The organism is Pseudoalteromonas sp. 23_GOM-1509m, assembly GCF_000518425.1.
GTDB classification, from domain to species: Bacteria; Pseudomonadota; Gammaproteobacteria; order Enterobacterales; family Alteromonadaceae; genus Pseudoalteromonas; species Pseudoalteromonas tetraodonis.
This window is the reverse complement of the sequence record NZ_JADO01000023.1, coordinates 16,298-36,368: the sequence shown is the minus strand read 5'-3', so window position 1 is coordinate 36,368 and position 20,071 is coordinate 16,298. Positions and strand designations below refer to the sequence as shown.

Sequence of the window (20,071 nt, the reverse complement as noted above, 5' to 3'; positions counted from 1 at the left end):
CTCTTAAATAAGCATAGTTAAAATATAGGCTAATACGGTTTTATTTTCCTTATATTGTATTTTTAATACTCTCTTTATTAACTAGTTTGCGTAAATACAATAAAAAGGATAGGCCGAACTTTTACTTAACGGGTGCTTATAATGAATTTAATTATTGTTTGTTGACGTTTCAATATAGCTTATCTGCATAAAAAAAGGCTGATACTTATATCAGCCTTTAGTCGAATAATTAACCCGGTTTTAGTTACTTTGTATTAAAATTACGGTTAAAGAAGTTTGTAATAGTTTGATGTAAATGAGTTTGAACTTGTTTACCGCGAAGGCTATGTTTTGAGCCCGGGTAAGTCATCATTTCAAACTGTTGATTGTTATCTTGCAGCTGTTTAAATAATTTAGTGGCATGGGTAAATAATACGTTGTCATCGGCCATGCCATGGTAAATCATTAATGGGCCTTTTAAGCCTTCAGCGTATGGGAACACAGCACTGTCGATATAGCCTTGGGCATTAGTATCTGGGTGACCCAAATAGCGCTCGGTGTAATGGGTGTCGTATAGAGCCCAGTCGGTAACCGGAGCACCAGATACACCCGCGCTGAAGTAATCGCCTGCTTTAAACATGGTCATTAGCGCCATATAACCACCGTAGCTGTGGCCGTATATACCTATGCGAGCAGGGTCTACGTAATCAAGAGTACGTAAAAACTCAACGCCTTTGATTTGATCCGCCACTTCTACAACGCCTAAGTGCTTATAAATCGCATCTTCAAACTTTTTACCGCGATTGTAAGAGCCTCGGTTATCAAGTTGAAAAATTACATAACCTTGTTGCGCCATGTATTGAAAGTATAAGTTTTTGCTGCGCCAGCTATTGGTTACTCGCTGAGCATGAGGACCACCGTAAACGTTTACAATAACCGGATGCTTTTTACCCTTTGCCATGTTTGCTGGTTTAAATAAACGGTAATGCATAATTTGGCCGTCTTCAGCGATAATTGTGCCGTATTCGGGCTGGGCTAAATCAGTTAGATACGGGGTAAGTGGGTGAGAGTCATCAAGCTTATTCTCTTCAAGCCACGTAATAAACTCACCATTAATTTTGCGCAGTGCAGCTGAATTTGGCTTATTAACCGATGAGCTATTATCAATGAAAGTTTTATTATCTTTAGCTAGAACGACATTATGGTATTGGCCTTTTTCAGTAATGCGCTTCATACCCCCTTTTTTAAATAAAGGCGCACTGTATAAATGGCTCTCTAGCGGGGTATCTTTACGTGCAGCAAAGTAAACAACACCATTTTTTTCATCTATCCCTTTTAGGCTATCTACGACCCAATCACCTGCGGTAATCTGGCGGATAAGTTGGCCGTTATTACGATATAAATAAAGGTGCTTAAATCCATCGCGCTCTGAGGCCCATACAAAATGCTTTTTATCTTTTAAAAATTCAAGGTCAAAATGCAAGTTAATCCAGGTATCACTTTTTTCAGTTAAAGCAACGGTTTGCTGTTTTGTTTTAGTGTTGTAAAAACGTAGTTCTAAGTTATGTTGCGAGCGGTTTTGCCATTGATAAGAGAGCGTATTGCTGTCGTTTAGCCACTTAGCGCGGGCAATATAAATATCTTTATCGTCGCCTAAGTCAATCCAGTCAACTGCTTGATCATTAAGCTTTACCACCCCAAGTTGAATGTCAACATTATTGGTGCCAGTAAATGGATAACGCTGGTTAAATAGTTTTACTTCATCAGCATAAATTTCGTTACGAATCGCTTCTTGAACAGGGCTTTCATCAACGCGAGTAAAGGCGATTTTAGATTCATCATTTGCCCACCAATAACCGGTCATACGGCTCATTTCTTCTTGCGCCACAAATTCGGCCATGCCGTTTTTAATTACGCCACCGCCATCTTTACTTAACTGAATTTCTTTACCTGAAGCCAGCTCTAGTGCATATAGGTTTTGCTCTCGGATAAAGGATACGAAATTTCCTTTTGGAGAAAAACGCGCATCGGTTTCAAATGCGTCTGTGTTAGTCAGCTTTTTACTATTTTTAGCATCTAAGTCATAGTAATAAAGATCGCCATTAAGAGGGAATAACAGTGCTTTCCCATCTTTTGACCATTTATATTCAAGGATACCTTTTCCAAAAATACGTTGGCGTTCGCGGCGTGCTTTTTCTTCATCGGAGAGATTTTCTGGGCCTGAAAATAACTGCGCCGAATCAACTAACAACCGGTTGGTATTATCTTTTAAATTATATTCCCATAAATCGTAGCGGTTATAGTCATCGGTTTTACCTTGTAAGTAGGTAACCCGGCTACCATCAGGCGAAAACTTAAGTTGTACCGGAGATTTGCCTGCTAAGCTCGGATCATCAAATATACGTTCAAGCGTTAGCGGCTCTGCTTTTGCGCTTAATGCGCCCGCGAGTAGGGGAATTGCCAGTGAGAGGTGTTTTAGTTTTTTTAACACAGGATTGCCTTTACTTACATAAAATTATCTCGATGGTAAAGCACAAGCGTGTGCAACTGCAACTAAATGCTATAAAGTGTGCAGTAAAATAATCTAAGGATTTTAACATGAGCGAAACATCATTTACCTTAGCCCCTGAGCTGACGAGAGATTGTATTGAACTGGCTGATTGGCCACTTTGTAAGGTATTGCTATTAAACGACAGCCAATATCCTTGGTTTGTATTGGTCCCTAGAATAGCGGGCCTAAAAGAGATTATTGATTTAACCGAGCAGCAACAAATTACTTATTTACACGAGTCAGCGAAACTGAGTCATTTGTTAATGGAGGTGTTTAATCCTGATAAGTTAAATGTAGCCGCATTGGGTAATATGGTGCCACAACTACATATTCATCATATCGCGCGTTTTAAAACAGATATTGCATGGCCTGCGCCGGTATGGGGCAAGTTTCCGAGTGTGCCTTATACTAATGAGCAGATAGAGCAATTAAAAGCGCATTTTTAAAAATCAAAATGAGTTACTTTGAGGGGATAGTATGAAATTAATCAAACAACTCTGTACAAGTGTATTTATTGCTGCAGTTGCAGTGTCAACAGTGATAGCGGGCGAGCAGCCAGTAGCTATAGATGCGGTAAATAACGCTAATATTAAAAACTTTGCAGCACATAACAACTTGGTTTTTTCTGCAGCGCAGCCCAGTGATGTGCAGTTTAAGCAACTATCACAAGCTAATGTTAAGCATGTTATTAATTTACGTGCAGCAGATGAGCAAGACTGGGATGAAGGGGCATTAGTCAATTCTTTAGGAATGAGCTATCACGCAATTCCTATTGCAGGTGCACAAGATGTAAACATCGACAATGCAAAACGATTAGCTAGCCTTTTAGAAGAACTTAAAGGTGAGTCAGTGGTTGTTCATTGTGCGAGCAGTAATCGTGTTGGTGCGCTAATGGCTATTTCAGCCCATCAACAAGGTGCTGATATAGAGTCTGCGGTTGAAACCGGTAAGCAGTGGGGAATGGCAAGCCTTGAGCCGGTTGTTCGTAAAGTGATGAGTGATAAATAATTCAAATAATAAAAAAAGCGTTACAGTGTAACGCTTTTTTTATGTGGTTAGTTTTTATTAATTAAGGCCAAGCACGTCTTTACCTTGTTTAAAGGTCACATCTACAGGGATGTTCGCTTTGCTTAACTTTTCTAAATCTTTAGCAAGTTCCGCTTTAATATCGCCATGAGTCGCAATCAGTTGATCTACTTTTTCGTAATCACCGTCACCTTGCAGAGTTAAAATAATGCGCGATAATTTAGCCATAGCGTCGCCCATTTTATCCATGTTGATGCTATACAAGCCGTCTTCATTTTTAGAGAAGGCACCTTCTTGAGCAAAAAAGTTAAAGCGGATCATGTTTGCTTTACCATGTGCACTTGATGCACCGAAACGCACAGAGCGGAAAATACCCGCCATAAAGGTGGTGTAGTAATCTTCTAACGTTCCTTCAGTGATTTCCCCTTTTTTAAGTAACTGTTCAACCATGTACAGACCAAGAATATCTGCTTTACCTTCTTCCAAGGCGCTAGCATGCTCTTGTAGAGATTGGCGAACGGTACCTTTGCCGGTAATAGTATTTTTAATACCTAAACCGTGAGCTACTTCATGGAACATAGTGTTAGCAAAAAATGCATCAAAGGTAATGTGTTTACGTTGCTCTGGCACAATTAACTGCTCTGCGATAGGGACTAAAATTTTATCAAACTTCGCTCGCATTGCATTTTTAAGCTGTAAGCGACGTGTGCCTTTTTCTAGCTGTACTTGCTCATCATTGGGTAAGTTAATTGCAATGGTTTTACTGCCGGCATTTGAGTGCCCAGCATAATAAACAACATCGTAGGCATTTAAGTCAGCATCTGATCCTGGTACTTCTTGCTTGTACTTGCTATCAACAGGTAAGCCTTTTTGCAGCTCAGGTAAAAAGGCAGCAAATTTAGCCAGGCGCTCGCTCCATTTTAAATCTTTAATTAGTACATACGATTCATAGGCAGCACGGTAACCAAATAATTGGTCTTCGTAGTTTTCAATTGGGCCAATAACAACATCGATAGGATTATTTTTCATATCCATCCAAGCAAAGTCAGAGGCTTGGAAATCATCGCTTTGTATTGCGTTAGCTCGTAAGTTTAGGTAGTTGGCAAATTCTTTGTCGTCAGCTAATTTGCTAGCGTCTCTAAGTAACTCAGCTGCTTGGGCTAGTTCTACGGCATATTCTTCTGAATAAGGCGTGCTGTATAAATTACCTAGTTCATCGCGTTTAATGAGTGAGTAAAGCCCTGTTTTATCTTTTACATCAGCGTTATTAAGCTCTTCTTTGGTAATGTCGGCTGGGTAAAAACCTGCCCCAAGCGGCTTTTCTTTATAGCCAGATAAAAATACTTCATCGCCATTTAAGCGATCCCATGGGCCGTAGTTAATATCAGCAAACTGACGTACTTTTTCATCATCTAATTGCGCTAAAAAGCTTTGTTTATCTTCACCAAATGCTTGTTTCCAAAATAAATCGTCCATAATTTTTGAAGCATCAATAAGCTTGGCAACCATGGCTTTTTGGTTATCAGATAAGTGTGACAAATCGCTTTGTAAGCTAAAGTCTGTGTATATGTCTAAGCGTTGACGGTCAATATTAACGAGTGTTGGCCCTGTAGGCGCTTGAGAAGCCGTTGGCGCTGAGCTCTGCGGCGTATTGTTTGAAGACGGTGCTTGCTCAGAACAGGCACTAAGAAAAACGATGCCAGAGAGCAGTATTGCTTGGCTAATTTTATTTAAGATCATTATATTGCCTTTAAAAAGTCTATTTTATAACTTGTATACTGTAAGTTAAGGTACTGAATGAGTATTAGTGTGCCTTAGCATGCTTGCATTAAAGCAAAACATACTAGCAAATAGCAAGTATTAGACGTTAGAGTGCACTAATGAGGGGCCGCTGGTAAATAATCAATAATTATCTACAATTCTTTCTATTTTAGGTATATGTTTAATACTACTAAGCTTTGAAATAATTAATAATATAAGACTTGCTGTAAAGTGTAGGTCATTAAGCAAAGGGATATTTTATGTCTACAGAAAATGCCTTACTCACTATTTTAGTTGACAGAATTAACAACGACACACTGGTGTTGCCTACGTTACCTGAGGTAGCGATTAAGGTTCGCCAAGCCGCAGATAACCCCGATGTTAATTTGATGCAAATGTCAGATGTGATAGCACATGATCCTGCATTGTCGGCGCGGATGATCAAAGTCGCAAATAGTGCAATTATGGGCCGAGCTGTAAAGGTGTCTAACTTGCACCAAGCCGTTACACGTATTGGGCTTAGGCAAATAAAAAATATTGCCACAGCCATGGCGATGGAGCAGTTATTTGTATCTAACAACGAGTTAATAAAAGGCTACATGGGAAAGGCGTGGCATAAAACGCTGCATGTGGCCTCGCACTCTATTTCATTAATGGAGTTTTACTTAAAAAGAAATACCCATACATCGCTAAATCGCGATGCCATTACATTAGCTTCACTAGTTTATAATATTGGGGTGTTACCCATTTTAACTGAAGCAGAGCGTCACCCTGAAGTGTTTGCAAGCCCCAGCTTTTTAGCCCATGCGATTCAACGTTTAAGTGGTAAAATTGGTAGTTCAATCATGAAAGCGTGGGAATTTCCTGATGTGTTTGTTGAGGTCGCGCAGCACTGGGCAGATGTGAATCATCGTACTGCTGAGGTGAGTTATATCGACTTTATTCGTGTTGGTGCAATCCTTGAGGGAACCTTACAAGTATCTGATAAGTCAGCAGCGCTGCAAACGTATATTGATAAAGGCATATTTCCTTCATTAGAAATGTTAGAGAGTGAAGAGTATTTGCATATGGTTGAAGACGTAAAAGAAATGTTTAGTTAATACCAATTTTATTAAAAACATGATTATTCTAGCGTATTAAATAATCCGCTACCTGCGTTAAAGATTATTTATATAGAACAACTATGTATCATAATTTTTGCCTTGTTATCGACTTATTTCTTTGTCGCTATAATAGATCACTAATTTAATGCAATTGGTACTTGTTTTTGAACAATAAAAAGCACGATTAATATCGTGCTTTTATTTTTAATACTATTTAATAAAGCTTTTACGCTAAATCGTCAGCATCACCTAAGCCCTGTGTAAGCTCTTCTAGCAATTGCTTAATTTCTTCAGATGCAAGAATAAAATCAGCATCTAGTTTAACCGCCATATCTTCTTTAGGAATATCGGCATTTTCTTCTTTAAGTGTTTCTGAATAGCTTAAACGTTTAATTGAGCCATCGTTTTGTAGCATAAATTTAACGCGCTCTTGCCAATCAAGGGCAAGCTTGGTAACGCGCTTACCACTTTCAAGGTGCGACTTCACTTCGTCACACGATAGGTCATGGCCTTTGAGTTTAACCTGAGCACCACTGTCATCAGCTTCTTCAAGTTCAGCGTCTGATCCAATTGCAAAGCCTTCTGGAGTACTAAAGTTAGTAAGCCAGTCAGTTAAAAATACGTCTAAATCATAATTAGCAAACGCAGGAACAACGGGTAATGTCCCTAATGATTTACGTAATAGAGCAAGTAGTTCCTCTGCTTTATTAAAGCTTGCACTATTAACTACCACCCACCCATTTTCTTGGTCTATAAAAGCAAACTGCAAGCTCGATTTTTTAAATGCTTGTGGCAATAAGGTGTGTAAGATGTTTTCTTTTAGTTCATCTTTTTCTTTTTTCTTTACTGGGCGATTTTCTTCGGCTTCAATCTGATCAACTTTTTCTGCTACCAGCTCATTTATTACCGAGGCTGGTAATACTTTTTCTTCACGTTTAGCGCACACTAAAATACTTTTTTGTGAGAAATGAGAAAGAGTTTCACCATGTTTACCAAATGCTTTTGTCCAACCAAATGTTGCCAACTCTTGGCCAGTACAAGGACGAAATAGATCTTGCTCTAATGCCTTATCAAAGTCTTCTTGTGTGTATGAAACGTCTTGTTTAAAGCGATAGCATATAAGGTTACTAAACCACATAGGGGAATGATCCATTTAAAAAATTTGTGCAATCATAGCAATAAAAGCCGCTTCTAGAAACGGCTGATTTAGCTTAATCGAGTTTAAAAAGTGGCAGGGGAGATGACATGTTTTTAGGGAACGAAATACAGTAGTGTAACCCTTGCCCAGGTTCACTACTTACTTCAATTTTACCATTGAGCGTTTGTTTTACTAGATTAAAAATAATATGGGCACCTAAGCCGCTGCCACCCTCATCACGCTTGGTGGTAAAAAATGGGTCAAATAAACGCTTTAGTTGAGCCGGTTTTAAACCTAAACCGTTATCTTGATAATTAATGATGAGGTCGTTTTCATCAGTATTAATATCTATGGTGATTTGGCCGCTGTTTATATTTTCAAAACCATGCACTAATGAGTTCATAATTAGGTTCGTAAATATTTGGCTAATGACTCCCGCAGGTAAGTTAATAATTAAATCATCAGGGCAATGTAGGCGAATGCTGTGAGATGTTTTTTTAATTTGTGGGTGCAAAGAGCGTATAACTTCGTTGATGTAGTCTTTAAAGTTAATTGTTCTTAGGGCTTCACTGGCCTGATCTACCGCAATTTGTTTAAAGCTGGTTATTAAATCTGAGGCACGTTCTAAGTTGTGAGAGAGCAGTTGAGCGCTTTGCGCTGCATCATTAATAAAGCCTTCTAACGCCGCTGACGATAATGATTTATTTTTATACGCAGTTTCTATTTCGGTTAATCGCTCTTGTAAAAAAGAGGTGGCAGTAACGCCAATACCAATAGGGGTATTAATTTCATGAGTGATCCCCGCCACTAAGCCGCCTAATACCGCCATTTTTTCTGAGCCAACCAGTTGCTCTTGCGCAAAGCTTAATTCATCGAGCGAGCTTTGCAGCTGAGTTTGTTTGCTTAACAGTTCTTGTTCGGTTTGCTTTCGTAAATCGACTTCCTCTGTTAAAACTGCTTTTTGTCGCTCTAGTTCATATTTTTGTTGCTGTAGATCGATCATTGCTTGGCTTAAATTTGATGTTTTACGCGCAACATCCTGTTCAAGTTGTAAGTTTTGTTGATCCAGTTTTTGATTGCTTTCAATTAGGTCATGCTGAGTTTGTTTTAACTCTTTTTTATACTCAACAACCTTCGAAATCAGATTGTTAAAAGAGCGTTCCATTACTTTAAGCTCGTTATTTTCATCGGTGACTATTTTAACCTGTTGACCATCAAGCTCTTCTAACTCAAGGTATTCAATTTGCTCGGTTAATTGAGTAAGGGGCTCGGTGAGTAACTTTCTAAATGCAATTAAAAATAAGATGATTAAAAAAGTAGTTTTAATCATGGCATTACCAATCAAAAAGTAGATAGAGAGCATAATGCGACTAAAAATTACATCGCGACTAGAAAATAAAGTCACATCGCCTACTTGCGTTGCTCGTCCTGAAAACTCAAAAATAAGTGGGAATGTATAGCCAAATAAACCGGCTTTGGTGTCCTCTACCATGACATCTTCTTGCACAAGTTGCTGACTATAAAGATTGTGAATATTTAGCGCGCGGCCTAATTGAGAAATAATAGCGCCATTATCGTCACGAATAATAACCCCCTCAACCATAGGTATATCGAGTAATCCTTCGGCGGTTGTGGTGGTTTGCTTTATATTTAGCTCCCAAATTGCTCGGGTTAAACTTCTACCAAAGGTCTTTTGTAATGTGCCAAGTTCATCGCGTATGTAATCTTTAGTATTGACGTACTCTGCGAAAATTTGCCCGCAGGTCACCACAAAGGTCAGTATAAAATAAACTGATAAAACCCGAGTGAGTAACTTTGTTGAAAGACTTTTTTGCGGCATGGGAGGCTTATATTTCCTTAAATTATTCAACTGTTAATGTACGCTTATAAACATTAGTTAATAAATGATTAAAAATAAACATATATTTTATAATATTGCTATTTAGCGTTGTTAAATAAGCAATCATTCTGTTCTATATGCATTGGGTTTCTATTTGAGAACCGTTGGTTTGGATAGGCTGTTTTTTACTTGGAAATAGTTAATTTACTAATTTGTATTGTGCAATTAAGCATTTTATTGATAACGTTAATAAAAGTTACAATAAATAATCTGCTCGTTGCTAATTTGGTTATAATTTTGACTGTTGCGGATTGGGCAACCAACTAATTTTACAGTGGGTCTAGGTGTTTTGTATGAGTTTAATTAATGAGTCATTATGATGCGTTTTTCTATTTTAGTCTGTGATGATTCCACCGTTGCTCGCAAACAGGTAATGCGCTGTTTAAAAGAATGTATTGATGCCGATATTCAGCAAGCAACTAACGGTAAAGAGGCGTTGGAGCAATTGCGTCAAAGGCATTTCGATCTCCTGTGTCTTGATTTAACCATGCCTGAAGTTGATGGTATTGAAGTACTTGAGCAAATCAAAATTTCTAAAATAGAGTCTTATGTATTAGTGATCTCTGCTGATATCCAACAAAAAATGCAAGCACGTGTCGCGCAACTAGGCGCAATCGATTTTATTCATAAGCCAATTAATAAAACACAACTGAGTACAGTTTTGCATAAGTTTGGCATTTATTAATAAATTTCATGATGAAAAAGACTGTTTTATCTGCTAATTTAGGGTTGACAGAATAGCCTGTGTTAAGGCAGTCTTAAGCTTATGAAAACATTTAGTCTTGTAACGACCATTATTATTACAACCACCATTCTTACTGGATAGTGGCATAGGTCGGTGCAACAAATTTAAAGGCCTGTGTTCACTTAGAACACAGGCCTTTTTTCGTTTTATGGAATGAGGAAACATAAAAAATGCGCGTATTAAAATTTGGCGGCTCATCGCTCGCTGATTTTGCCTGTTTAGAGCAAGTTGCTGCACTCGCTAAGGCACAATTAAAAGATGAAATGTTACTGGTACTGTCAGCCCCAGGTGGCATGACTGACTCGTTAGTTAATTTAGCTAGTACTGCAGAGCAGGGGCATGACTTTAGCGAACAATGGCATTCACTGACTAGCCGATGCAACATGCTCAAAGCAGCGGTAGAGGAAAAGCAAGGAGCAGTTCAAAACTGGCCTGACTTTAACGAACTTAAAAATAAGCTTGATGGTATTGCACTGATAAAGTGCTGCCCTGATCAGGTCAGAGCGTTCATTATTAGCTTTGGTGAGCGTGTTAGCGTATCGCTAATGCAAAGTCTATTAGCCGATCATAACGCGCATTATTTACAAGCAACAGATTGTATTGTTTCAACCGGCGGATACATAGACGCAGAAGCGGATTTAGTGGCCAGTAAGGCACGTTTTCAAGCCGTGTTAAAAGAATCCCCTGCGACGGTTTACATTATGCCTGGTTTTACTGCAAGTAATGATGAAGGGGAGCTCACAACGCTTGGTCGTAATGGATCTGACTACTCGGCGGCGATTGCTGCGGCGTGTTTAGAGGCGCAAGTGTGCCAAATATGGACTGACGTTGATGGTGTATACAGCGCCGATCCGCGTTATATCAAAAAAGCCACTAAGGTTGATTTCCTATCTTATAAAGAAGCGATGGAACTTTCTTATTTTGGCGCTAAAGTATTGCACCCTAAAACTATCTTACCGTGTGCAAAAGCAGGGGTGCCATGCGAAATTAAAAACACCCATAACCCAGATGCGCAAGGCTCGCTAATTAGTAACGATACGGTATCTGATGAACCAGTAAAAGCACTCTCAAGCCTACAAAATTTAGCTATGCTAACCGTTTCAGGCCCAGGTATGAAAGGTAAAGTAGGCATGGCATCTAAGGTATTTAATGCATTGGCACATGATAACGTGTCAATTGTACTCATTACCCAGTCATCATGTGAATTTAGCATTAGCTTTTGTGTGCATGAAAGCGATTTAAATCTAGCGTTAAGTGCGTTGCAAGTAGCCTTTGATTTAGAGTCAAAAGCGGGGCTCATTGAGCCGGTAAATGTGCAACGTAATTTAGCAATAGTAACGTTAGTCGGTGATAACATGCGTGCCCACAAGGGTTTAGCTGCTAAGTTTTTTGCATCGCTTGCACAAGCGCAAGTAAACATTGTTGCCATAGCGCAAGATTCAACAGAAAGTGCTATTTCAGCCGTTATTGACGGTGAATTATGTAATGACGCGGTTAAAATTTGCCATGAAAACTTCTTTACTCATGTGCCTTCAATTGATGTGTTTTTATTGGGCTGTGGCTTAGTCGGCCAAGAGCTAATTAACCAACTTGAGCGTCAACAAGCATGGCTTGAAAAGCGTAATATTAAATTAAACCTATATGGTGTTGCCAACTCTCGTCAATTACACCTTGATGGTGAGGGGATTGAGTTTGATGATTGGCAGCAAAAACTGGCGCAGTCAGAGCAAGCGTTTGATTTAAAATTGGTCGAGCAGTTTGTTAAGCAAAATCATTTAGTTAATCCAGTGCTAGTTGACTGTACTTCATCAGATGCCTTGGCTGCACAATATGTAGATTTTTTAAATGCAGGTTTTCATGTCGTGGCTGCCAATAAAAAAGCCACCACGAGCTCATATACGTATTACCAAGATTTAATTGCAGCAACACATAAAAATAATCGTAAGTTTTTATACGAAACTAACGTAGGTGCAGGTTTACCTGTAATCGATAATTTGCAATCGTTGTTTGGTGCAGGTGATGAGTTACTTGAGTTTAGTGGTATTTTATCAGGTTCGCTTTCATACATGTTTGGTGCACTAGAAGATGGTTTATCACTTTCTGAAGCAACAATTAAAGCCAAAGAAAGCGGGTTTACAGAGCCCGATCCGCGCGATGACTTATCGGGAACTGACGTAGCACGTAAATTACTGATCATTGCACGCGAAGCCGGTATGAAATTAGAGCTTAGCGATATTGAAGTGGAGTCGGTTTTACCGCCAGGTTTTGCCCAAGGTGACAATGTTGAGCAGTTTATGGCGAAATTACCTAGCTTAGATGCTGGTTTTAACGACCGTGTTCAAAGTGCAGCAAGTGAAGGTAAAGTACTTCGCTATGTAGGCACAATTAAAAATGGTTACTGTAAAGTCGGAATCGAAGCGGTGGATTCATCACATGCATTGAATGTTATTCGTGATGGTGAAAATGCGCTGGCTATTTTAAGCCAATACTACCAACCGCGTCCGTTTGTAATTCGTGGTTATGGGGCTGGCTCTGCAGTAACGGCTGCGGGTGTATTTGCAGACATATTAAAAACATTATCTCGCTAGGAGTCAGTCATGATTGAAGTATATGCTCCGGCGTCTATTGGTAATTTTGCCGTTGGCTTTGATGCGCTGGGCGCCGCACTTGCGCCCATTGATGGCGGTTTATTAGGTGATGTGGCGGTTGTTAGTGCCGCATCGAGTGATGAATTTATTTGTACAGGCGACTATGCACATAAGCTACCTAGTGATGCGCAAGAAAATTTAGCGTATCAGTGTTTAGTGCACTTTAGAGCGCATGTTGCGACTGATATGCCTGCGGTAAAGCTCGAACTTAGGAAAAATTTGCCGATTGGTTCGGGATTAGGCTCAAGTGCCTGCTCTGTGGTGGCGACATTTGCTGCACTGGATAAATTTGCCAAAACTAATTTAAGCCAAGTAGAGCTTATTGAGCTTATGGCAGATTTTGAAGCCGTTGTAAGTGGGGGGCGCCATTACGATAACATCACACCGTGTTATTTAGGTGGCTTACAGTTAACCGGTGATTTAATTCCTGATAAATCTATTGCTTTACCTGTTGATGAAAGCTGGTATTACGTTGCCGCATTTCCGGGTTTTTCGCTCAATACCGCAAAGGCACGTTCTGTTTTACCAAAAGAGCTCAGCATGCATGCGGGGGTTGAGTTTGCTCAGCGTTTATCGGCGTTTAGTAGCTTACTGTTAACAGGGCGTTTTGATGATGCATTAAGCATTATGAAAGACGAAATAGCAGAGCCATACCGTGCGCCACTTATAAGCGGCTTTAGTGATGCCAAAGCAAGCTTACCAGCACTGGGTGCTGAAGTTGTGAGTATTTCAGGCGCAGGGCCGACCTTGTTTAGTGTATGTAAAACGCTTGAAGCGGCAGAGCAATGCGCGCAGTGGCTAGAGGAAAATTACATCAACGAACAAGGCTTTTGCCATATTTGTAAATTAGATAACGACGGCACGCGTCAATTAAATGTTTTATAGGATAAAGAATCATGCAATTACATAATTTAAAAGAATATTCACAAAAAGTGTCGTTTGTTGAAGCTGTAAAAACAGGACTGGGGCGTAATCAAGGTGTGTTTTTTCCAGAGTCGTTAGCGCCATTAAGTGATGTTGATGCATTACTAGATATGGACTTTGTTACTCGCAGCGGCAAAATTTTATCGCACCTTATTGGTGACGAGCTACCAAGTGATACTGTTGCCCAGATGGTTAAGAATGCGTTTAACTTTCCGGTTAAGCTGGTGGAAGTTGAAGATAATACCTATTGCTTAGAGTTATTTCACGGCCCAACACTAGCATTTAAAGATTTTGGTGGCCGTTTTATGGCCGAGTGCTTGGCGCAATTTAATCAAGGTGAAAAAGTCACTATTTTAACTGCAACATCGGGTGATACCGGGGCTGCCGTAGCGCATGCTTTTTATAACAAACCAAATATTGATGTCGTTATTTTATACCCTAAAGGTAAAATTTCATTAGCGCAGCAAAAGTTATTTACAACGCTTGGTGACAACATTCACTGTTATGCGATTGAGGGTAGTTTTGATGATTGCCAAGAGTTGGTTAAAAAATCATTTTTAGATGAAGAGCTAAAATCGAAGTTAGGTTTAAACTCAGCAAATTCAATTAATATTAGCCGTTTAGTCGCGCAGGTGTGTTATTACTTTGAAGCCATTGCACAGCTGCCAAAAGAAAAGCGTGCTACAGCGCATATTTCAGTACCGAGTGGTAACTTTGGTAATGTGTGTGCGGCTATGATTGGCGCTGTTATTGGTATGCCAGTTGGTAAACTAAGTGCGACTACAAACCAAAACGACACAGTACCGCGCTTTATGCTTGATAAAAATTGGACGCCTAATGCGACAATTGAATCGCTTTCAAATGCAATGGATGTGAGTAAACCTAATAACTGGCCACGTGTGCAATCAATGTTAGATAATAACTGGTTTAGTTATGATAACTTTTATTCGGTGAGTGTTGATGAGCAGCAAACACAAACAGTGATGAAAAAAATTCAACAGCTTGGCTATATTGCAGAGCCTCACACCGCAATTGCTTACCAAGGTCTTGTAGAAAATAAGGCGGCAGATGCTGTGGGGATTTTTTTAGCGACTGCGCATCCGGCCAAATTTAAAGACAGCGTTGAGGATATCCTTAATGTTGAATTAGATATGCCAAAGCCGTTAGCTGATGCATTAGCAAAACCGTGTTTAGCCACTGATATGCACAACGATTATGATATTTTGCGTACAGAGTTGTTTAAAAAGCTTGCCTAAAAAAGGCAGATAATAAAAGCGGCTTAGGCCGCTTTTTTTGTTTGTTTATGCATCGCTTTAGACATAAGGCATAAGCTATATAAATGTAGTAAATAGAATTCATTTAAAATTGTTATTAGTTTATAAAAAAATATCATCATCAAAATGCTGTGAAATAGTTTCAATCCCTGTTTAAATATCCTCAACTTAAGAGCGTAGGCAAAACGTCGTTTTAAGCGTACAATAAAGCCTCTAAAAAATACCCATACACGTTGCCCAGGAGACCCCAATGTTAGAACGTAGCATGAATATTTCGGACTTTGATCCAGAGTTATTTGACGCGATGAGCAAAGAAACATCACGTCAGGAAGAGCATATTGAGTTAATTGCATCTGAAAACTACTGTAGCCCACGCGTACTTGAAGCGCAGGGTTCTCAGCTGACTAACAAATACGCTGAAGGTTACCCGGGCAAACGTTACTACGGTGGCTGTGAGCACGTAGACGTGGTTGAGCAACTTGCTATTGACCGCGCAAATGAATTATTTGGTACAGATTACGCAAACGTGCAACCTCATGCCGGTTCACAAGCGAATGCCGCTGTTTTCCAAGCTCTTTTAAACCCACTTGATACTGTATTAGGCATGAGCCTAGCGCACGGTGGTCATTTAACACACGGCTCACACGTTAACTTCTCAGGTAAAACATACAACGCAATTCAGTATGGCCTTAACGAAGAAACTGGCGAAATTGATTACGCACAAGTTGAAGCGTTAGCACTTGAGCACAAACCAAAAATGATCATTGCTGGTTTTTCTGCTTACTCAGGTATTGTTGATTGGGCTAAGTTCCGTGAAATTGCAGACAAAGTAGGTGCTTACTTATTTGTTGATATGGCGCACGTTGCAGGTTTAATTGCTGCGGGTGTTTACCCAAGCCCAGTACCATTTGCTCACGTTGTAACAACCACAACACACAAAACATTAGCGGGTCCTCGCGGTGGTTTAATCATCTCTGCGTGTGGCGATGAAGAAATCTACAAAAAGCTAAACAGCGCTGTTTTCCCAGGTGGCCAAGGTGGTCCTTTATGTCATGTTATTGCTGCTAAAGCGGTTGCATTTAAAGAAGCACTTCAACCTGAGTTTAAAACATACCAAGCACAAGTTGTTAAAAATGCACAAGCAATGGTTGCGGTATTACAAGAGCGCGGCTACAAAGTAGTATCGGGTAAAACTGACAACCACTTATTCTTACTTGATTTAATCGATAAAGATATCACAGGTAAAGATGCAGATGCTGCCCTAGGTAATGCGAACATCACTGTTAATAAAAACTCGGTACCGAACGATCCACGTTCACCATTTGTTACTTCTGGTTTGCGTATTGGTTCACCAGCAATCACTCGTCGTGGCTTTAAAGAAGCAGAGTCAAAAGAGTTAGCGGGCTGGATCTGTGACGTACTAGACAACATCGAAGATGAGTCAGTACAAGCGCAAGTAAAAGAAAAAGTGAAAGCAATTTGTGCAAAATTACCTGTTTACGCTTAATCCAAGAGTAAAATAGTAATTTAGATCACAACTGCACACATTTTTGTTATGATAATGGCCGCTATAATAGCGGCCATTTTTTGTTTTTAAAACGGAAACACACAGTTATGCATTGCCCATTTTGCACCGCCAAAGATACTAAAGTTATTGATTCTCGCCTTGTCGGCGGGGGACACCAAGTACGTAGACGTCGTGAATGTAATGAATGCCACGAACGATTTACCACCTTTGAAGGGGCTGAATTAGTGATGCCACGGGTCATCAAGCAAGATGGCAGCCGCGAACCGTTTAATGAAGATAAGTTACTAAATGGCTTAACTCGCGCCCTCGAAAAACGCCCCGTAAGCACTGAGCAAGTTGATGAAGTGGTTAATATTATTAAGTCGCAGTTACGTGCCACTGGTGAACGCGAGGTGTCTAGCCATTTGGTGGGTGAGTGCATTATGGAAGCGCTTAAAAAGTTAGATAAAGTGGCCTATGTAAGATTTGCCTCTGTGTATCGCTCGTTTGAAGATATACGCGAATTTGGTGAAGAAATAGCCCGCTTAGGAGAGTAGTAATGACCATGCAAAGTTCGTTTTCAGAGGATGATAAACGCTACATGGCTCGCGCTATTGAACTGGCAAAAAAAGGGCGCTTTACCACCACCCCTAATCCTAATGTTGGCTGCGTACTCGTAAAAAATAATAAAATAATAGGTGAAGGGTTTCATCAGTTAGCGGGTCAAGGTCATGCAGAGGTAAACGCACTGGCTATGGCTGGTGAAAATGCCAAAGGCGCAACCGCTTATGTAACACTTGAGCCTTGCAGTCATTATGGTCGAACACCGCCATGTGCTGAAGGGCTAAAAGCAGCCGGTGTTAAAAAAGTGATTGCCGCAATGGTTGACAGCAACCCGCAAGTTGCAGGCAAAGGTCTGAAAATTTTAGCGGATGCTGGTATAGAAGTTGCTCACGGATTACTTGAAGCGCAAGCTCGCGCATTAAACTTTGGGTTTTTTAAGCGCATGGAGCAGGGGTTACCCTTTGTGACTTGCAAAATGGCCGCAAGTATAGATGGTAAAACGGCGCTTAAAAACGGGCAAAGTAAATGGATAACTGGCCCCGCAGCGCGCCAAGATGTGCAACTATACCGAGCACAAAACTGTGCAATTTTAACCGGTGCCGATACGGTATTAATGGATGATGCAAAATTAAATGTGCGCCCAGAAGAGTTACCGTATTCTTTACCAACTGATTTACCACTGCGCCAACCGGTTCGCGTTGTTATTGACTCACAAAACAGACTTACCCCTGATCTTGCCTTATTTTCAATTCAAAGTGAGGTGATAATATTTACCACCAAGGTTGATAAATCGCATCAGTGGCCTCATTTTGTTAAACAGATTGAAGTACCTGAAAATAATAATAAAGTAGATTTACTGGCCGTGTTACACACGCTTGCCCAATTGCAGTTTAATAATGTGTGGCTAGAGGCCGGAGCGACACTGGCCGGTAAAATGACAGAACTTGATTTAATTGATGAGTTTGTTTTTTACATTGCTCCTAAATTAATGGGCAGCGATGCTAAAAGTTTACTAAATTTCCCAGAGTTAATGAGTATGCAAAATACCATTAATTTAACTTTTAATGAGTGTGTGCCAATCGGTGATGATTTACGTATCACAGCACTAAAAAAAGCTCATTAATCATTTTATATAAAGAGTAGCACTATGTTTACTGGAATAGTTGAAGCGACAGGTAAAATTGCGTTATTACAAAAAAAACAAGGTGATTTAGCTATTCGTATCCAAAGTAAAAACCTTGATATGAGTGATGTTAAGTTAGGTGACAGTATTGCAACCAATGGTGTCTGCCTGACGGTTGTTGATAAGCATATTGACGGCTTTAGTGCTGACTTATCAAATGAAACGATTAGCTTAACAGGGTTTGCACATTACGCATTAGGGCAAACCGTTAATCTAGAAAAGGCGATGCAACCTGTTTCGCGCCTCGGTGGTCATTTAGTGTCTGGCCATGTAGATGGCATTGCCACTATCACAGCAATTAATGCCAATGCGCGAGCAACAGAATATTGGTTAGCCACCGATGAAAATTTAATGAAATACATTCCTTACAAAGGGTCGGTTTGTATTGATGGTATTAGCCTGACGGTTAATGCAGTTGAAGGTAATAAATTTAAACTGACGATTGTGCCCCACACCAGCGGGCAAACGACCATAGCTGATTTTCAAGTCGGTACCAAAGTGAATTTAGAGGTCGACCAAATAGCACGTTATTTAGAGCGCCTAGTTAGAGGGGCTGAACAACCTACGGGTTCAGATATTTCGATGAGCTTACTCGCTAAAGCGGGCTTTATAAAATAACGACATTGACAACTTATACGAGCAACTTATGAATTTAAACAGCGCACAAGAAATAATTGATGACATTAAAGCCGGTAAAATGGTTATTTTAATGGATGATGAAGACAGAGAAAATGAAGGCGATTTAATTATTGCTGCTGAACACATTAGTGCAGAAGCCATTAACTTTATGGCGACTCATGGCCGTGGACTAATTTGTTTAACCATGACTCAAGAGCGTTGCTCGCAGCTTGATTTACCATTAATGGTAAAAAATAATGGTGCTGCATTCTCAACTAACTTTACTATGTCTATTGAAGCATCAAAAGGGGTTACCACAGGTATTTCTGCAGCGGATCGTGCCCGCACTGTTCAAGCTGCCATCGCGAAAGGCGCTGTGCCAAGCGATATTGTACAACCAGGTCATATTTTTCCTATTATGGCGCAACCAGGCGGCGTGTTAACACGTGCAGGGCATACAGAAGCAGGGTGTGACTTAGCGCGTTTAGCAGGGCTTGAGCCATCATCAGTAATTGTAGAAATCCTAAATGAAGATGGCACCATGGCGCGTCGTCCTGATTTAGAAGTATTTGCTAAGCAACATGATATTAAAATTGGCACCATTGCTGATTTAATCGAGTACCGCAACCTAAACGAAACCACAATTGAGCAAGTTGCAAAATGTAAATTGCCAACTGAACATGGTGAGTTTGACTTAGTGACTTACAAAGACACCATTGATGGGCAGTTACACTATGCATTGCTTAAAGGTGAAATAAAACAACAAGAACCGACCTTAGTACGTGTGCATTTACAAAGTACCTTTAACGATATTTTACTCTCTGATCGCAATGCTGACCGTAGTTGGGGTTTATCGCAAGCAATGGCTTATATTGCTGAGCATAATGGCGCCTTAGTTATTTTAGGTAAGCAAGAAAGCACTGAAGAGTTAGAAGCCACAGTGAAAGCATTTGCCGCAGCTGATGCGGGTGAAAATGTGACGCCACGTAAATTTCAAGGTACTTCGCGCACCGTAGGTGTGGGTTCGCAAATTCTGGCTGATTTAGGTATTCAAAAAATGCGTTTGATGAGTTTACCTAAAAAATACCATGCATTATCAGGGTTCCATTTAGAAGTGGTTGACTACGTAGAGCCACAATAATTACGCGCT

Annotated in this window: 16 protein-coding genes; 12 read left to right on the top strand and 4 right to left on the bottom strand. The window is 40.1% G+C overall.

The window, feature by feature from the left end; genetic code table 11:
• Positions 1–244: 244 nt before the first annotated feature.
• A complete protein-coding gene (locus tag N523_RS0109795) occupies positions 245–2,470 on the bottom strand; it encodes a S9 family peptidase (protein WP_028834933.1) in 2,226 nt (741 codons plus the stop codon).
• Between the two features lie 107 nt (positions 2,471–2,577).
• Between N523_RS0109795 and N523_RS0109790 the strand changes: the two genes are divergently transcribed.
• Positions 2,578–2,976, top strand: a complete 399-nt coding sequence (locus N523_RS0109790; RefSeq protein ID WP_028834932.1) for an HIT domain-containing protein — start codon at positions 2,578–2,580, stop codon at positions 2,974–2,976.
• A 31-nt stretch (positions 2,977–3,007) separates the two neighbouring features.
• Positions 3,008–3,538 carry a phosphatase domain-containing putative toxin gene (locus N523_RS0109785; protein WP_028834931.1) on the top strand — a complete coding sequence of 177 codons (531 nt, stop codon included), beginning with the start codon at positions 3,008–3,010 and terminating at the stop codon, positions 3,536–3,538.
• A gap of 57 nt (positions 3,539–3,595) precedes the next feature.
• Here N523_RS0109785 and N523_RS0109780 read toward each other — a convergent pair whose 3' ends face one another.
• Entirely contained in the window at positions 3,596–5,296 is a 1,701-nt protein-coding gene (locus N523_RS0109780; RefSeq protein ID WP_028834930.1) for a dipeptidyl-peptidase 3 family protein, read from the bottom strand.
• Positions 5,297–5,577: 281 nt separating this feature from the next.
• Here N523_RS0109780 and N523_RS0109775 point away from each other — a divergent pair, with 281 nt between their 5' ends.
• A complete protein-coding gene (locus tag N523_RS0109775) occupies positions 5,578–6,417 on the top strand; it encodes an HDOD domain-containing protein (protein WP_028834929.1) in 840 nt (279 codons plus the stop codon).
• A gap of 229 nt (positions 6,418–6,646) precedes the next feature.
• Here N523_RS0109775 and rdgC read toward each other — a convergent pair whose 3' ends face one another.
• The gene (gene rdgC / locus N523_RS0109770) at positions 6,647–7,558 is read right to left on the bottom strand and encodes a recombination-associated protein RdgC (RefSeq protein ID WP_008111993.1); all 912 of its coding nucleotides are present in this window, start codon (positions 7,556–7,558) and stop codon (positions 6,647–6,649) included.
• Positions 7,559–7,631: 73 nt separating this feature from the next.
• Positions 7,632–9,398 carry an ATP-binding protein gene (locus N523_RS0109765; RefSeq protein ID WP_028834928.1) on the bottom strand — a complete coding sequence of 589 codons (1,767 nt, stop codon included), beginning with the start codon at positions 9,396–9,398 and terminating at the stop codon, positions 7,632–7,634.
• Positions 9,399–9,774: 376 nt separating this feature from the next.
• On the opposite strand from N523_RS0109765, the gene N523_RS0109760 reads away from it, so the two are divergent.
• The 9 genes from N523_RS0109760 (at position 9,775) to ribBA (ending at position 20,062) form a co-directional block, all read left to right on the top strand.
• The gene (locus N523_RS0109760) at positions 9,775–10,143 is read left to right on the top strand and encodes a response regulator (RefSeq protein ID WP_024601555.1); all 369 of its coding nucleotides are present in this window, start codon (positions 9,775–9,777) and stop codon (positions 10,141–10,143) included.
• 230 nt (positions 10,144–10,373) lie between these two features.
• Positions 10,374–12,791 (top strand): bifunctional aspartate kinase/homoserine dehydrogenase I, encoded by a 2,418-nt coding sequence (gene thrA / locus N523_RS0109755; protein ID WP_028834927.1) that lies wholly within the window; start codon positions 10,374–10,376, stop codon positions 12,789–12,791.
• Between the two features lie 9 nt (positions 12,792–12,800).
• Entirely contained in the window at positions 12,801–13,736 is a 936-nt protein-coding gene (thrB, locus tag N523_RS0109750) for a homoserine kinase (RefSeq protein WP_028834926.1), read from the top strand.
• An 11-nt stretch (positions 13,737–13,747) separates the two neighbouring features.
• Positions 13,748–15,031: a threonine synthase gene (gene thrC / locus N523_RS0109745; RefSeq protein WP_013464228.1), complete on the top strand. Its 1,284-nt coding sequence runs from the start codon at positions 13,748–13,750 to the stop codon at positions 15,029–15,031.
• A gap of 268 nt (positions 15,032–15,299) precedes the next feature.
• Complete coding sequence (glyA, locus tag N523_RS0109740) at positions 15,300–16,556, top strand: serine hydroxymethyltransferase (RefSeq protein WP_028834925.1); 1,257 nt, start codon at positions 15,300–15,302, stop codon at positions 16,554–16,556.
• Between the two features lie 107 nt (positions 16,557–16,663).
• The gene (gene nrdR / locus N523_RS0109735) at positions 16,664–17,113 is read left to right on the top strand and encodes a transcriptional regulator NrdR (protein WP_010390928.1); all 450 of its coding nucleotides are present in this window, start codon (positions 16,664–16,666) and stop codon (positions 17,111–17,113) included.
• A 2-nt stretch (positions 17,114–17,115) separates the two neighbouring features.
• On the top strand, positions 17,116–18,243 hold the full coding sequence (gene ribD, locus N523_RS0109730) for a bifunctional diaminohydroxyphosphoribosylaminopyrimidine deaminase/5-amino-6-(5-phosphoribosylamino)uracil reductase RibD (RefSeq protein WP_028834924.1): 1,128 nt from the start codon (positions 17,116–17,118) through the stop codon (positions 18,241–18,243).
• Positions 18,244–18,267: 24 nt separating this feature from the next.
• Positions 18,268–18,921, top strand: a complete 654-nt coding sequence (locus N523_RS0109725; RefSeq protein WP_008110218.1) for a riboflavin synthase — start codon at positions 18,268–18,270, stop codon at positions 18,919–18,921.
• Positions 18,922–18,949: 28 nt separating this feature from the next.
• Positions 18,950–20,062 carry a bifunctional 3,4-dihydroxy-2-butanone-4-phosphate synthase/GTP cyclohydrolase II gene (gene ribBA / locus N523_RS0109720; RefSeq protein ID WP_013464232.1) on the top strand — a complete coding sequence of 371 codons (1,113 nt, stop codon included), beginning with the start codon at positions 18,950–18,952 and terminating at the stop codon, positions 20,060–20,062.
• Positions 20,063–20,071 lie beyond the last annotated feature (9 nt).

What these genes read in the sequence shown, in the direction of transcription:
- N523_RS0109790 (WP_028834932.1), top strand. Translation starts at nt 2,578, where the DNA reads ATGAGCGAAACATCATTTACCTTAGCCCCTGAGCTGACGAGAGATTGT.
- N523_RS0109785 (WP_028834931.1), top strand. Translation starts at nt 3,008, where the DNA reads ATGAAATTAATCAAACAACTCTGTACAAGTGTATTTATTGCTGCAGTT.
- N523_RS0109780 (WP_028834930.1), bottom strand. Translation starts at nt 5,296, where the DNA reads ATGATCTTAAATAAAATTAGCCAAGCAATACTGCTCTCTGGCATCGTT.
- N523_RS0109775 (WP_028834929.1), top strand. Translation starts at nt 5,578, where the DNA reads ATGTCTACAGAAAATGCCTTACTCACTATTTTAGTTGACAGAATTAAC.
- rdgC (WP_008111993.1), bottom strand. Translation starts at nt 7,558, where the DNA reads ATGTGGTTTAGTAACCTTATATGCTATCGCTTTAAACAAGACGTTTCA.
- N523_RS0109765 (WP_028834928.1), bottom strand. Translation starts at nt 9,398, where the DNA reads ATGCCGCAAAAAAGTCTTTCAACAAAGTTACTCACTCGGGTTTTATCA.
- N523_RS0109760 (WP_024601555.1), top strand. Translation starts at nt 9,775, where the DNA reads ATGATGCGTTTTTCTATTTTAGTCTGTGATGATTCCACCGTTGCTCGC.
- thrA (WP_028834927.1), top strand. Translation starts at nt 10,374, where the DNA reads ATGCGCGTATTAAAATTTGGCGGCTCATCGCTCGCTGATTTTGCCTGT.
- thrB (WP_028834926.1), top strand. Translation starts at nt 12,801, where the DNA reads ATGATTGAAGTATATGCTCCGGCGTCTATTGGTAATTTTGCCGTTGGC.
- thrC (WP_013464228.1), top strand. Translation starts at nt 13,748, where the DNA reads ATGCAATTACATAATTTAAAAGAATATTCACAAAAAGTGTCGTTTGTT.
- glyA (WP_028834925.1), top strand. Translation starts at nt 15,300, where the DNA reads ATGTTAGAACGTAGCATGAATATTTCGGACTTTGATCCAGAGTTATTT.
- nrdR (WP_010390928.1), top strand. Translation starts at nt 16,664, where the DNA reads ATGCATTGCCCATTTTGCACCGCCAAAGATACTAAAGTTATTGATTCT.
- ribD (WP_028834924.1), top strand. Translation starts at nt 17,116, where the DNA reads ATGACCATGCAAAGTTCGTTTTCAGAGGATGATAAACGCTACATGGCT.
- N523_RS0109725 (WP_008110218.1), top strand. Translation starts at nt 18,268, where the DNA reads ATGTTTACTGGAATAGTTGAAGCGACAGGTAAAATTGCGTTATTACAA.
- ribBA (WP_013464232.1), top strand. Translation starts at nt 18,950, where the DNA reads ATGAATTTAAACAGCGCACAAGAAATAATTGATGACATTAAAGCCGGT.